9 protein-coding genes are annotated in these 14,183 nt (G+C 40.7%); 6 read left to right on the top strand and 3 right to left on the bottom strand.

Annotation, left to right across the window (positions count from 1 at the left end):
* Positions 1 to 246 precede the first annotated feature (246 nt).
* The gene (locus tag B4Q04_RS15100; protein WP_013991652.1) at positions 247 to 1,923 is read right to left on the bottom strand and encodes a RagB/SusD family nutrient uptake outer membrane protein; all 1,677 of its coding nucleotides are present in this window, start codon (positions 1,921 to 1,923) and stop codon (positions 247 to 249) included.
* Positions 1,924 to 1,940: 17 nt separating this feature from the next.
* On the bottom strand, positions 1,941 to 5,063 hold the full coding sequence (locus B4Q04_RS15095) for a SusC/RagA family TonB-linked outer membrane protein (RefSeq protein ID WP_088697316.1): 3,123 nt from the start codon (positions 5,061 to 5,063) through the stop codon (positions 1,941 to 1,943).
* Between the two features lie 429 nt (positions 5,064 to 5,492).
* Between B4Q04_RS15095 and B4Q04_RS22740 the strand changes: the two genes are divergently transcribed.
* Together B4Q04_RS22740 and B4Q04_RS15090 are read left to right on the top strand one after the other, a co-directional pair.
* Complete coding sequence (locus tag B4Q04_RS22740; protein ID WP_161496081.1) at positions 5,493 to 5,735, top strand: hypothetical protein; 243 nt, start codon at positions 5,493 to 5,495, stop codon at positions 5,733 to 5,735.
* On the top strand, positions 5,659 to 9,732 hold the full coding sequence (locus B4Q04_RS15090; RefSeq protein ID WP_088697315.1) for a two-component regulator propeller domain-containing protein: 4,074 nt from the start codon (positions 5,659 to 5,661) through the stop codon (positions 9,730 to 9,732). Before B4Q04_RS22740 ends, B4Q04_RS15090 begins: the two co-directional genes overlap by 77 nt.
* Positions 9,733 to 9,785: 53 nt before the next feature.
* Here B4Q04_RS15090 and B4Q04_RS15085 read toward each other — a convergent pair whose 3' ends face one another.
* A complete protein-coding gene (locus B4Q04_RS15085) occupies positions 9,786 to 10,361 on the bottom strand; it encodes a peroxiredoxin-like family protein (protein ID WP_088697314.1) in 576 nt (191 codons plus the stop codon).
* 691 nt (positions 10,362 to 11,052) lie between these two features.
* On the opposite strand from B4Q04_RS15085, the gene B4Q04_RS15080 reads away from it, so the two are divergent.
* The 4 genes from B4Q04_RS15080 to B4Q04_RS15065 all read left to right on the top strand — a co-directional run bounded on the left by B4Q04_RS15080 (position 11,053) and on the right by B4Q04_RS15065 (position 14,181).
* Entirely contained in the window at positions 11,053 to 11,793 is a 741-nt protein-coding gene (locus B4Q04_RS15080) for an SDR family oxidoreductase (protein ID WP_088697313.1), read from the top strand.
* A 178-nt stretch (positions 11,794 to 11,971) separates the two neighbouring features.
* Entirely contained in the window at positions 11,972 to 12,898 is a 927-nt protein-coding gene (locus tag B4Q04_RS15075; protein WP_088697312.1) for a helix-turn-helix domain-containing protein, read from the top strand.
* 348 nt (positions 12,899 to 13,246) lie between these two features.
* Positions 13,247 to 13,462 (top strand): AAA family ATPase, encoded by a 216-nt coding sequence (locus tag B4Q04_RS15070; protein WP_088697311.1) that lies wholly within the window; start codon positions 13,247 to 13,249, stop codon positions 13,460 to 13,462.
* Positions 13,463 to 13,656: 194 nt separating this feature from the next.
* Positions 13,657 to 14,181 carry a hypothetical protein gene (locus B4Q04_RS15065; protein WP_088697310.1) on the top strand — a complete coding sequence of 175 codons (525 nt, stop codon included), beginning with the start codon at positions 13,657 to 13,659 and terminating at the stop codon, positions 14,179 to 14,181.
* Positions 14,182 to 14,183 lie beyond the last annotated feature (2 nt).

Raw genomic sequence — 14,183 nt, 5'->3', positions numbered from 1 at the left:
AATCGTATAAAACAGCAGGTTTAAAGATAATCCTGTTCTTTATTTTACTTGCTCTACTGTCTGCGATGAAACTCCTTTTGAAAAAAACCCCACCGACCTCCCTTCCCATATGATGGTTGCATTTAAAATACAGCGTCATACCGGAAGGGACCTCTGGTGCCTCAAAAAATCGAAAGGTTGAAGATGGCAGTTAAAAAAACTGCCAAATCAAGGGCAATATATAGAACTCTTGGCTCTACTTGTTTATTAGTTGTTGTAATTGTCGTTATAATCGGTTTCTCCCAAAGGAACGGGGGTATACATGCCTTCATAAGGAAAAGCAATGGCAGGAATAGCAACTCCGGCTTCGTTGAATTTATTACCGTCAATTTCCTTTTTAAAACCTTTCATGTACAACATGCGATCTCCACCTTCACCGGCAAGCTCCCTTAATCGTTCTTCCTCTACCGATTGTGCAGTAACCGAAGCCAGACCCGTCAGACCTGCCCTTTGTCGCACCACATTAACATCGGCGGTAGCACCGATTACATCATTGTTTACAGAAAGGCGAAGCATGGCTCGTGACAGGTAAAGCTCAGCCAATCGCATCAAAGGCAGTTGGGCATACCTTCCATCTTCGGCCCGATAATACTTATCGATCCAAATATGGTTTTTTGTTACCTTGGGATTACCGTCAAAAGAAGTCATATATGCCACTCTTTCCGGTACCGACATACCCACGGTATCCACTGCAGCATTTCTATCTGCTCCTGCCTTTAGGAAATAATAAAGTTGATTGAACCTTTTATCGGCCAAGGCTTCAGGTGTAGGGGTATTTGTAGTCATATCCATCCAACCCATTCGCCCCAAGGCGTAATAAGACAATGCCATGGTTCCGGCCCAACTCTGTACCCAACCGTTCACATTACCGTTCTCGTCAAGTGTACCATCACCTCTACCGCCTCCATTGGCCCTGTAATAGCCTATTTTGGTCATTCGCGCAAAGGGAATATCATTATCACTTGATTCAGGACGAAAAGCCACCTCCCAAATCACCTCATTCGCTTTGGCGTCGCCAAAATTTCTTGTCCAGGCCATTTCAGGATCTTGGGAAAGGTCATAATACCCTTTGGCATCTACCGCATCGGTAATGACAAAATTGCATTCATCCAAGGCCCCGGCATGGTCGCCCATAGCAAATTTTATGCGATACAATAGGGTCGCTGCTGCATACTTATTAGCTCGACCCGCTTTAGCGTGTTGTTCAGGAAGCAGCTCTTTTGCCTTTTGCAAATCGGAAACCATCAAATCATAAAATTCTTGAACGCTTCCCAATTGTGAACTCCGCAATGCATCGGCCGTTTCGTCAAAATTCTGTTTTAACGGAATATATCTTCCCGAATTATCCCCTCCCGGTACGTAGGTAGGCATAAAGCCCTTGGCCAAATGATAATTGGTCCAGGCTCTCATGAAGTACAACTCCCCCTTTTGCTGTTGCAGCTGATTTCGATCTTCGGGAGTCATAGCAGAAAAGGCATCGGTACCTTCTTGCTCTTTCTCCTCAATAAATTTCAAACCTGGTAATATTTGGTTCAAAACCCTGTATAGTTGGGCAAACTCGGCATCGCCCTCTGAATTGGATACCGCCGTAAAATCACGGTCGTATTGATTGATCGCGGCATGCTCCAAAGGTTGATGGTCAGTATGGGTTGAAATATCACTTATTACAAAATCGCGATATGCCGAATAACCATAAGGGGCAGTCCAACCTGAGTTAAGAAAAAATCCGTAGTAAGAATCCACAACGGAAAGCTCAAACTCATCCACACTGTTCCAAGGGAACAATTGAGGGCGTTCCAACTCAAAAAATTCATCGTCATTGCACTGTACAAAAACCAAAGCCAATAGCGATAACAATATTAAAGTACTATATCTATTTTTCATCGTTTGTCTTTTTTTGATTAGAAATTAAGGTTGATACCGAGGGAGAATGTTCTTGTCTGCGGCATAGAAGAGCGAGAAGTCATACCATTAAGAACACCATCACCGCCATAGCGCTGAAGCTCGGGGTCAAACCCGGTATAATCGGTAATAGTGAATAAGTTCGTGGCATTAAAATACAGACGGAATTTTGAAACCCCTAAACGATCTAGAACGGAAGCGGGAATGGAATACCCTAGAACCAGCTCTTTTAATTTCATATAATCTCCTCTTTGAAGGTATTTGGATTCAGCTCCGTCGTATAAGAATTTACCCCCCTCTACATATTCGCCCTCATCATCATATGGATATCGATTTGCATACATCAACTGTGGATATTCGGTAATATCTCCCGGTTTTTCCCAAGATTTGGTATAGGCGTCAGCCAAGACCGGAGCGCTTCCCGTCCCTAAACCTTTGTATAGGTCATCATTATAGATATAGTTGCCCCCTTGAAAAGAAAATAAGACAGAAAGATCAAAGTTCTTATATTTAAAATCATTGAAAAAACCTCCGTAAAAAGTAGGTAAGGCAGTCTTATCCTCTTGAATCATTCTGTTATTTCCTTTGTTATTGGTAGTTGCAGGAATCAACCTTCCCGTTTTGACGGTAGCACCTGTTTCTTCATAAACTTCCCTATCAACCTCATAAATCATTGAAACCCCGGTTTGAGGATCCACTCCGGCAGATTCAGGTAGATAATATTGACCAATTGCCGCCCCTGACCTTGTAAGTGTATAGTATCTATTGGCGGCATATTTAATTATTCCCTTTCCTGTTATATCGGCTTCAGGGTTAAGAGCTACCACTTTATTTTCGTTAAAAGCGACATTACCTCCCACGGTCCATGAAAATTTATCGTTGTTCACGGCTATCCATGAAACATCCAATTCAATTCCCTTATTGACCATGTCTCCAATGTTCTCTACAAAAGAACCTCCTCTTGCCGTGCCCCCGTTTCCGCTAGCCAAACCAGAAGAATAAGGTAGTGGTGTTGCCAATAACATATCCTCCACATCTTGTTTGTAGTATGCAATGGAACCGTTAATCCTATTTTTAAGAAATCCGAAGTCTACTCCAAAATCGCTCATGGTAGAAGTTTCCCATGATGCCAATTTATTGGCGAAATTAGTGATGTAAGTATTTCCTACTCCTCCATAATTTCTAATAGATATATTGGTAGAATAATTGGTTTCCGTTACATAAGGAATACTTGAATTACCGGTCTGTCCGATACTTCCCCTTAACTTCAACAGCGAAATCCAATCTGCCGATGACAAGAAGTTCTCATCTGAGATAATCCAGCCGGCCGACCCGGAATAGAAGGTTCCCCACCGGTTTTCCTTCACGAACTTAGCCGACCCTTCCCTACTTGCACTAACACCAATTAAATAACGGTCTTTAAATTTGTAGTCCAAGCGCGAAAAGAAATTTCTCCGGTAACCTTCAGAACTCAAATAATCAGATCCCGTTATAGGATCAGTTGATTTTTTAACCTCGTGAAACACCCCTAAAAGATTTGTACCCTGAACACCGGTCCATGTACTTTTTGAAGCCCCTTGTTCAAATCCGCCCACAAAATCAATATTGTGATCCTCGCCAAAAGTATGGTTATAGTTTACGAGTGAATTAAAAACATATCCGTAGCTCTGAGTAGCGCTTCCGTTACCCGTATTGCCTTGGGTTGCGAAATTTTGTGTAATGGCTCCCGCTTTGTACGAATCGCTTTTGCCCATACTTATATTGGGCTGATAATTTGCCGACAATGTCAAACCCTGAACAAACGGCATCTTCCACTTGGCAAAAACTACTGAATTAACCCCAAAATTACGGTTATTATTAGACCTGAATTTAGGGTCCGAATTTGCCAATGGATTGGCCCCGGTCTCGGCATTCCAATAACCTGATGCATTGGTATCGCTATAAACAGGCAGCCAAGTAAGACCGTGTACAAAACCCGCCCCGCTATTACTGCTTTCACTATACTTACCAAAAACCCTTAATCCATAGGTGAGACTTCCTTTTACAAACTCCACATTTAAACGGCCCGACACGTTTTCACCCTCATCATGTATGTAATTGCCATCATAGCTTCTGTAGTTGATCGTTGCATACAAATTAGAGTTCTCGGTACCACTAGAGGCGGAAAAATTGACATCGTGGTAACTACCGGCACGTGTGAGCAAATCATTCCAATTGGTATTGATGCTTCGAGCCTCTTCATTGGTAATCGTTTCATTACCCGTTGCCCATGGGTTTTGGGACATTACACTCTGCTGAAAATCCCAACTGGTACCATCGTAGTTTTGGCTGCCAATCTCCATAATATCGAATAGTCTATCGGTACCAGCATATCCCAAATCCGTATTTGTCAATTGGGATATACCCGAGTGATAGTTCAAATTAAAACGCGGGTTACCCCTTTTTCCTCTTTTGGTCGTCACTATGATTACCCCGTTGGAAGCCCTTGAACCATACACCGCCGTAGCCGCTGCATCTTTCAACACTTCAATAGATTCAACGTCATTTGGGTTGATGTCGCCTTGACCTCCGCCAACACCATCAACTATCCAAAGAGGGGAATTTCCTGAATTTATGGAACTGATACCCCTCAAGGTAACCTGTCCGTTCGTAACCTGCACCCCAGACGCCCTTCCTGCCAAAGCAGTTGTTATCGATCCTGTTGCCGTCTGTGCAATCTTGGCGCCATCTACCTTTGCTATCGACCCTATTACATCACGTTTTTTCTTGGTACCGTAGGCAACAACAACTACCTCATCTAAATTCTCGGAAGATTCTTGCAACACAACATTCATAATAGTCATTCCTCCAACAAGTTTTTCCTTGGCCTCAAAACCTACAAAGGAGAACAATAACACCTCCCCAGTGTCAACCTTAATATTATAGTTACCATCAAAATCGGCGACTACCCCCCTATTGGTACCTTTGACTACCACATTTACCCCAGGAAGTAACCCCCCTTTATTATCGGTAACCGTTCCGGAAACCGTTCGTTGTGCTTGTGCGGAAAAGATACTCCCTGATAAAATCATCAAGAAATAAACCAATTTCAGCCCCAGAGTTTGCTTTTTACATTTTTTCATAATTTTTTGGTTGTAGTTATTATATTCGTAAATACTAGCACCCAAAAGTCAGAATACATTAACTCATAGACGTGCCCGGAAGTGCCAAAAGCTTTTCTATATGTTGCAAGCTGCTATTCTAGTTGAATTTGAAGAAGATGGGCGATGGAGACATGTAAATGAAACTTGGGGCATGCCCTTATCGGTGGAAATTCAGTTTTTTGGACTAGAGAAAAAATTCTTTTCCCCGTCCATTAAAACTTAACATATGCCACAGGAACCAAAAAAGAAAAAACGAAATAAAAAGAAAATCCAGTATGTAACCTATATATTGCTCTATATTTCAATACTAATTCTGAGTACTATTTTGATTATCACCCTATTGTACTATTAAAGCACCCCGTTCACCCCAATACATCATCGTACAATGGATGTTTTTTTTCCTAAACCTTGAAACGGAGCATTAAGGACTTGAAGGATAAGACCATAGACAACGATTCCAATTTTAGTACTTATCGGCCCATTGTGGGCATCTATAACGAAGACCTTACGACCGTAAAGCATAAATTAATAAAACTCAACACAGACCGGTACATTTTCAAAAACAGACGATACCATGACCATCAAACACTACTATCTCACAATCAAAATGCTACTCGTAGTGCTAGCGGTCTTATTCTTGACTACACCTAGCTTTTCCCAAAAGACAGAAGGAGAAAGTACCATACAAAAAGGATTGGCCTTTAATCGTTTTTTCGCTAAGGATGGACTTCCCGATAACAGGGTGAGAAGCATCTACCAAGACAAAAAAGGATTTATTTGGATAGGCACGATGAACGGCCTTTGTCGATACGATGGGTATACCTTTAAACAATTTTCAAAAAACGTGCAGGGTAACGGTATTGCAGGAAATTGGGTCTATGCCATAGCCGAAGATGAGGAAGAGAATATTTGGATAGGCTCTACCGAAGGCTTAAGTAAGATCGAACGCAACAAAGACTCCATTCTAAATTTCAAAACCTCCGATTTTTTGCCCCATAAGGAAATCAAATCCCTTTATATCGACCAAAAACAACGTTTATGGATCGGCACGAAAAGGGGGCTCAGCATATTGGAAATCAAAACCGGCAAAGTACATCAGTTTAAAGATTACCCGCTCAATAATGCCGTAAATGTTATCGTTCCTGACGAAAAGGGACATATATGGGTGAGTTGTGAAACAGGTATCGTACGCTTTGAGAAAAAAAACCTATCCCAAACCTATTTCCCCTTTAATGTAAAACCCAACGCCTATAACGATAGAATATGGGATATACTTTTTGTACAAGACGAACTATGGGTCGCCAGTGGCGGTGATGGTATCTATCGTTCAAAAACCGATTCGCTAACCGCTCACGGGGGGAGTGCCTTTCAAAAACTATTTCTTGGCGATGGGGTTTCCCCGAATCTTGAAATTTATGACCTCACCATGGACAATTCGGGGGATATTTGGTTGGGAACCACGCAGGGATTGGGTAAAATAGAAAGACAAAAACCTAATGGAAACGATAGCCCGATTATTTTTTATCAGCAACATTATCTAAACGATTACAGTCTAAGCAACGACCGAATATTCAAGCTAAACTTTGATGCAGGTAATAATTTATGGATCGGCAGCAATCTCGGATTAAGCACCTTGCTCAATCGAAACCGGAATTTTTCAAATTTCAGTTTCACCAAAAGTACGAACAAAGACGAAGTAAGGGGCATCACGGCCATACCCGAAGGCGACCTATGGTATACCACATCCTCAAAGGGAACATCGGGTATCTCAAATGAAGATGGAACCATTAAAAAATTGGCACTGAATATGGGGGCCGAGGCCAATATGGGGCGTTCTATAGCGTCTATGGGTCAAAAATTGTTTATTGGGTCTTTAGATGGCCTCGTAATAAAAGACTTGAAAACCGGCCAAGTACAACATCTATTACCTAGTAAGAATGTGTTCAGTCTTTTACTCGACACCGCCGACAACAAAGTCTACATTGGCACCATAAGCGGACTTTTCGTTTACGATATGCAAAAAAACACTTTGGCCAGCAAGCTCCCCTTACTGAAAGGATTTGTACGATCGCTCTACAAATCGCCAAATGGGACCATATATTCGGGAATAGATGGCCCCTTCATCTATAAAAAAGATGTAGAAGGAGACTTTGTCCCCTTAGCCATACCTGACCGCTTTTTTGGCTCTATGATCAATGCCATGGAAGAGGATAACGACGGCCATTTGTGGATCGGTACGGAAAGTGGCCTCAACAAACTCACCAAAATCGGAAGCAAGCCATATACCTGCGAATTGATCGGTGTAAGCGAAGGCCTCGCCGATAAATCGGTACACGGCCTGATTATAGACAACGAAAACAACCTTTGGATCAGCAGCATCAAGGGGTTAATGAGGTATAGCGATAAAGAAAAGCATTTTGAATATTTCTTGCCCAGTTTAATCTTCAGTCCCTCATGCTTTTATAAGAAAAGCGATACCGACTTTTTCTTTGGTCATGCCAATGGATTTATCAGTTTTGACCCCAAGCTAATTTCCTTTACTAAAAGCCCGCCCGACGTACTCATTACAGGTTTTCGGATCTTAAACAAACCCGTCAAAGTCAAAGAACGTATCAATGGTGATATTATACTTGACAAACAAATCTTCAATACCGAAAACATCACCCTAAATTATAAAAACGATATGTTCACTTTGGAATATGCCAACATTAATGGCAGTTTCGAAAAAAGTAGGGACTACGCCTATAAACTAGAGGGATTTGACAATGATTGGGTATACAATAAAAGCGAGGAACATACAGCCACCTATACCAACCTTAGTCCGGGCAGCTACACCTTTATAGTCAAGGCCAAAGACCATAGTGGCTCTTGGAACTCAAAACCTACCAAACTTAGCATCGGCGTCTTACCCCCGCCCTGGAAGACCTGGTGGGCCATTTTGACCTATGTGGCCATTATAAACGGACTCATTTACATTTTTATCCGATACCGAACGGCAAATGCAAGAAAAGAGAGTGAACTTCTCCTTGAAAAGCGGGAAAAAGAACAAATGAAAGAACTGAACAATTTAAAATTACAGTTTTTCACCAACATTTCCCATGAGTTCAGAACCCCGCTTACCTTGATTTCAGGGCCAATAAAGGATATCATCTCCAACAATACCATATCTGTCGATATTCGAAAAAAGGCCAAGATTATCAAGAGGAACAGCGACAAGCTCATACACTTAATCGACGAGCTGATTACCTTTAGGAAACTTGAAAAAGGGGGGCTTGTCCTTAAACCGACACCCATCAATATTCTTCATTTTGTGCAAGAAATCAGTGAAAGTTTCCAACTGTTCGCTGAAGGAAAGGAAGTCATCATCAATTGTCACAGCCTTTTAAAAGACAATGTAATACTGGCCGACGCCACCCATCTCTATAAAGCGATCAACAACCTAATGGCCAATGCCCTAAAGTTTTGTTCCGAAGGTTCGGTGGTACAAATCAAGATCAAGGCCCAGAAAAAACTAGATGTCCCCCAAAAGGAAATATGCGATTCGTGGATTCGTCTCTCCGTAAGCAATTCGGGACCTAGTATTTCCAAGGAAAACCTTGTACGTATTTTTGACCGCTATTACAAAGGAAACGACGCCCATGGAGGAACGGGCATAGGTTTATCGCTAGCCAAGGAACTCGTAGAACTACACAACGGAAGCATCCACGCCAAAAGCGACCACCAGACAACCGAATTTACTATCCTCCTTCCAAAAGGAAATGCCACTTCCCCCCTAGAGGATACGAATACAGATCCCGCATCATTTTCAAAAATACTTGCTTTGGAACCCTATCTGGGTGATGACCGGTCCTTTGACGAACCCCATGAAACTACCTATGGGGAATCGGGAAAAATGAATATCCTACTAGTGGATGACAATAACGAGCTTCTAGAATACCTAACTCTGTTACTGAAGGACGATTTTATCATAAAAACGGCCAGTAATGGCCTTGAAGCCCTCGAAGTGGTGGGGAAAACACCTCCTGACGTAATCGTTAGCGATGTGTTAATGCCCAAAATGGACGGATATGGCCTATGCCAAAGCCTTAAAGAAAATCAAAAGACCCTACACATCCCCGTTATCTTACTGACTGCCAAGACTATGACCGAAGAAAAGATGAAAGGACTTCATCTTGGAGCGGATGCCTATTTGGAAAAACCCTTTGACCCCGACATCCTTAAAACTCGCATCCATGCATTGGTAAAAAGCAGGAAAATGCTCATTCAAAAACTGGTCAAGGAACAGGTAGTGGATTCTTCGGCATTTACCAAAAACCCTCTAGACGAAGCCTTTATACAGAAAGTTGTAGAACACATTACAGCGAATTTGGATAATGGGGACTTTAGCGTGGAAGAACTTAGTGAAAAAATGTCGATGAGCCGAAGTAACTTATTTCGAAAAGTAAAGAGCATCTCAAAAATGAGTCCTGTAGAATTCATCTACTACATTCGATTGCAAAATGGAATGAAACTGCTCTTGGAAAGAAAATTCAACATCTCTGAAATTGCCTGGCAGGTCGGTTTTAAAAACCCCTCGAGTTTTAGCAAATCATTCAAAAAACAATACGGAAAATCGCCTACCGAATACCTCAACAATATGTTACAATAGGTTAGAACAGGATAATTCCTATTTCCTTTTGAACAGCGAAAAACACTTTTGTTTTAGGCTTGTTCGGTCAATACTTTTAGTGCCGCTAATATTTCAGGCACTCCCATTCTTTCGGTGTAGTTGGCTTCAACATGGGCCGCCTCAATGGTTTGGTCGGTATTGATTATAAAAGTGGCGGGTACGGGAAGGGTTTTTGATCCATCACCGTTCAAAAGGGTCAAATCGCGTCTTCCGTGGTAATCATCTCCTGGATCGAACTGAAGCTTGTAGGCCTTGATTACCTTCTGATCCGCATCACTAAGCACCTCATAATCCAAACTGTTCTTTTCTTTTGCGGTAAGGGCGTTATCGGGACTTTGCGGACTTATCGCCAAAAATGAAGCTCCATACGATTTAATTTCCGCCAAATTCTTTTGTACCTCCCTTAGGTCTAGATTACAAATAGGGCACCATTCCCCACGGTAAAACTTGATGATTACAATTCCTGATTTTAACATTTCGGTAAGCGAGACGTTTTTACCTACGGCGTTCGGCAAGGAAAAATCGGGAGCCTTGTCGCCTACTGACAATCCTTTGACATGGGCCGCATTTGAAATGACCAGTTTTTGAAAATCTTGTAATTCGCTCATGGTAATCTTATTGGTTTCGGCTAATGTAGGCCTTTTTTCGCTTTATGCTTTGAGCCCATAGATTTCCTTTTAAAATTAACCTTTCCGTTCGTTAAACAGCGCTTTAAAAACGAATCCCTTAGCCCTCATTTAATCCGGAAAAATCGTTCAAAACCTTTGAATAATTTAAATGTGCGGAGTTCAAATACCAGAGAAAAAACTACATATAAAGGCTTAAAGCCCCGTTATAGTTTTCCAAAATTTCCAAAATCAATTTTGGCATTTCATCAACAAGACACCGACAATCGCAATAAGAATAAGGCCTAGAACGAATCTAGGCGGTCAAAAAAATAAAAAAAGGAAGCCTTGCGTTGCTATTTTATCATTTTTATTGTTTTCATTTTTATAAATTAGTAATCAAATGTAATTAATTTGAGGATTTGACAACTAAATAAGAAGATTGTCCATGCTTTCAAGAAGTTTGTCCATCTTTCTGTCACCACATCTTCATAATATTGTTATGTATGGGGTCTTCTTTATAACAAAGGGGCCTTCCTACATCCTAAATAAAAACCAATTCACTAGACGTATGAAGTTATCACTATTCGCAACTCAAACCATAGCAAATAAGGACAAGTAAAAACCCGATTTGGACAAGTTTAAGTCGACCAAATACCCCAACTTTGTCGTATGAATCTTAAACGAAAAAAACATGGGTAATCTAGAAGGCAAGGTGGCCTTAATAACGGGATCATCTAAAGGAATCGGTGCGGAAATCGCTAAAACCTTGGCCAAAAACAAGGCAAAGGTAGTAGTCAATTATGCCGGTAACGAAGAAGCCGCTAAAAATGTAGTGAACGCGATTATCGCCGAAGGCGGCGAAGCCATACAAATTCAGGCCGATGTAAGGTCAAAGGAAGACGTAAGCCGTTTATTCGACCAAAGCATTGCCCATTTTGGCCAAGTGGATATTTTGGTGAACAATGCCGGAATTATGGTCAATCAATTGATAAAAGACACCACTGACGAAGCTTTCGAACTTCAATTTGACACCAATGTAAAGGGCGTTTTCAATACACTTCGCGAGGCCGCTACAAAGCTTTCGGAAAACGGAAGCATCATCAATGTTTCCACCTCGGTAAACCGGTTGATGCTCCCAACCTACGGTACATACGTCGCTACAAAGTCGGCCGTAGAGCAACTTACACGGATTTTTTCCAAAGAAATAGGCGGTCGTGGGATCAATGTAAATTCGGTTTCCCCGGGACCGACAAATACCGAGTTGTTTATGCAAGGAAAAACAAAAGAGACCGTAGACCGCTTGGCCGCACTTTCCCCTTTTCAACGCATTGCCGAAACCCCTGATATCGCCCAGGTGGTAGCTTTTTTAGCGAGTGACGAAGCCAAATGGATCAATGCCCAGAATATTGGGGTCAACGGCGGCATGGCCTAATCGAAGAAAGCCTCGGCACAAAGCGTTTTAAGTGGAATACCTATAGTATTTTGGAACTTATCTTTGCCAATCGGAAGATATTCCACGGGGCAGTATCAAAAAAAAATATACCTTACCGTAAACTACCTCGGGGCAAGCCTCGGGGCATGTCATCTCGATTATCGAGTAAAATACGAATATGGGCCATCTCAAATACATTCCGAAAATTCTGGACTTTCACCGTTTTGCGAATCTTTCCGCCCCCAGACATCCTTTAATAAGTCTGATCGATTTTGGCCAGGTAAGGTTTCCCGAAGACCTAAAGGGACTGAAATTGGTGCAGAAATACTACACCATCGGTTTAAAGCGAAACGTGCCCTATAAACTGTTTTACGGACAAAAGGAGTACGATTTTAACGAGGGCATAATGACCTTTTTGGCCCCGGACCAAGTGATGGGCATGGAAAGGAATCCGAATATCAATTTAAAGGGAGCATCAAAACCTACGGGTTGGCTCCTCTTGGTTCATCCTGACTTTTTGTGGAATACCTCCTTGGCCCAAACCATGAAATCTTATGCATTCTTTGGATATGACATCAACGAATCTTTGTTCTTGTCGGAAGAGGAAGAAGAGATGATGATCGATATCTTTAAGCGTATAGAACAAGAATATCGCTCCCCAATCGATAAATTCAGCCAGAAAATTATCGTATCGCAATTGGAGCTCTTGCTCAACTATGCCGAACGGTTTTACGAACGTCAATTTATCACGCGCAACACCCCGAACCATCAACTTTTAGCGCAGGTAGAACAGCTATTGCAAGCGTACTTCAATCAAGAAAACTTAATGGAACTCGGCCTACCGACGGTAGAACATATTTCACAAGAACTCCACCTTTCCCCAAGTTACCTGAGCAGTATGTTGAAGTCTTTGACCGGAATGGGCACCCAACAGCATATCCATAACAAACTGATCGAAAAAGCAAAAGAACAGCTTTCAACCACCCCTTTGCCCATTAACGAGATTGCGTATAATTTAGGCTTTGAATACCCAAGCTCCTTCAACAAACTGTTTAAGAACAAAACGGAAATGTCTCCCTTGGAGTTCCGGAAAACCTTTAATTAAAGAATAGCTCCCCATAAGCGACCGTCTATAATATTTCTTTGTTCAATCAAGGTTCGACTCAACGCCCCCTGAAGAGCAACAACAAATTGCTTTGATGTGCCCCTCCCCTTTTTTAGAGTATCGGAAGCGCAAATTTTTAAACCTTAAAAAGGGGCTTAAACTATAATCTTAAACCACTTTGTTTTAATAGGATTACGCTTTTCTGTAAGAACAGAATTGTAAGAATTTTTATATTGGCATGTATTTGGGCAAGCAAAACTATTACATTTATACCCAAATATAGAGGTATATGTGTAATTGTACACATATACGTACGTTGTGCCTAATTAGAAAAACAGAATCTAAAAAATGATTATATCGATATTCATAAAAAATTTCAAGATATATAAAGGAATAAATTTTGTCCCTATTTCAGAAGGAGAAAACTTTTCTAGTTTAATCGGAGAAAATGGAGTTGGGAAAAGTTCTGTTTTAGAAGCTCTTGATTTTTCTCTAAATGGAAAAAACGGGAATGAATGGCCTGTAAACAATGAAGCTAAAAATGACGGAGGATTAAAACGTTGATTTTATTATCGACCACATTCTTGAAATATCGAAAAAAATAGACAAAAAAGGGAAAATAGTATTGTTAAAGTTCCTATACAAATTCAGTAGAACAGAAGAAGAGAAACTAAGATTTGCTAAAGAATTAGGAGACACAGAAACGATATTAATTCATTACAACAATAGACTTAAAAACATTAATAAAAATATAGACTATGGATTTAGAAAAATTGGATAATGTTGTTAATGAATTGGAACATAATTCCAAACAACTAAAAGGTTTTACAGCTGTATATTCAGAAATAAGCACACTACAATCGAATATAAGTCGCAACTTGGAGTTAATTGAAGAAAATAATAAAAGCTTAAATTCTGTTAGTGACGTCATTAAGAAGAAAACGGAAGAAAACACAGAACAATTAAAAGTTGCGAATGACTTTCTTGAGCAAAAAATAGGAGAGATTTATAAAGACAATAAATCTTTTCAAAAAGAGCTTGACGCAACACTTATAACAAGACTTGATAAACATAAATCTGACATTCAAATTGAAATTAGAAACGAAGGAACACAAATACAGCGAGCATTTGAAACTACTTTGAACTCTAACTTTAGCACAATGGAAGGTAAAATAAAAGAACGATTTGAATTACAATCTAAAAAATTGAAAACATTGAAGATTTTAGTCGTTGTTTTAATGGCAATAGGAATTAGTTTAGGAATCGGTTTATACTTGAAATAACC

The organism is Zobellia sp. OII3 (assembly GCF_002211465.1).
Taxonomy (GTDB): domain Bacteria; phylum Bacteroidota; class Bacteroidia; order Flavobacteriales; family Flavobacteriaceae; genus Zobellia; species Zobellia galactanivorans.
Note: the sequence above shows the minus strand (reverse complement) of the source record. Positions and strands in the feature narration are given on the sequence as shown.

Excerpts from the sequence above, each read along its gene's own strand:
- B4Q04_RS15090 (WP_088697315.1), top strand. The coding sequence starts at position 5,659 with ATGACCATCAAACACTACTATCTCACAATCAAAATGCTACTCGTAGTG.
- B4Q04_RS15065 (WP_088697310.1), top strand. The coding sequence starts at position 13,657 with ATGGATTTAGAAAAATTGGATAATGTTGTTAATGAATTGGAACATAAT.
- B4Q04_RS15075 (WP_088697312.1), top strand. The coding sequence starts at position 11,972 with ATGGGCCATCTCAAATACATTCCGAAAATTCTGGACTTTCACCGTTTT.
- B4Q04_RS15080 (WP_088697313.1), top strand. The coding sequence starts at position 11,053 with ATGGGTAATCTAGAAGGCAAGGTGGCCTTAATAACGGGATCATCTAAA.
- B4Q04_RS15100 (WP_013991652.1), bottom strand. The coding sequence starts at position 1,923 with ATGAAAAATAGATATAGTACTTTAATATTGTTATCGCTATTGGCTTTG.
- B4Q04_RS15095 (WP_088697316.1), bottom strand. The coding sequence starts at position 5,063 with ATGAAAAAATGTAAAAAGCAAACTCTGGGGCTGAAATTGGTTTATTTC.
- B4Q04_RS15085 (WP_088697314.1), bottom strand. The coding sequence starts at position 10,361 with ATGAGCGAATTACAAGATTTTCAAAAACTGGTCATTTCAAATGCGGCC.
- B4Q04_RS15070 (WP_088697311.1), top strand. The coding sequence starts at position 13,247 with ATGATTATATCGATATTCATAAAAAATTTCAAGATATATAAAGGAATA.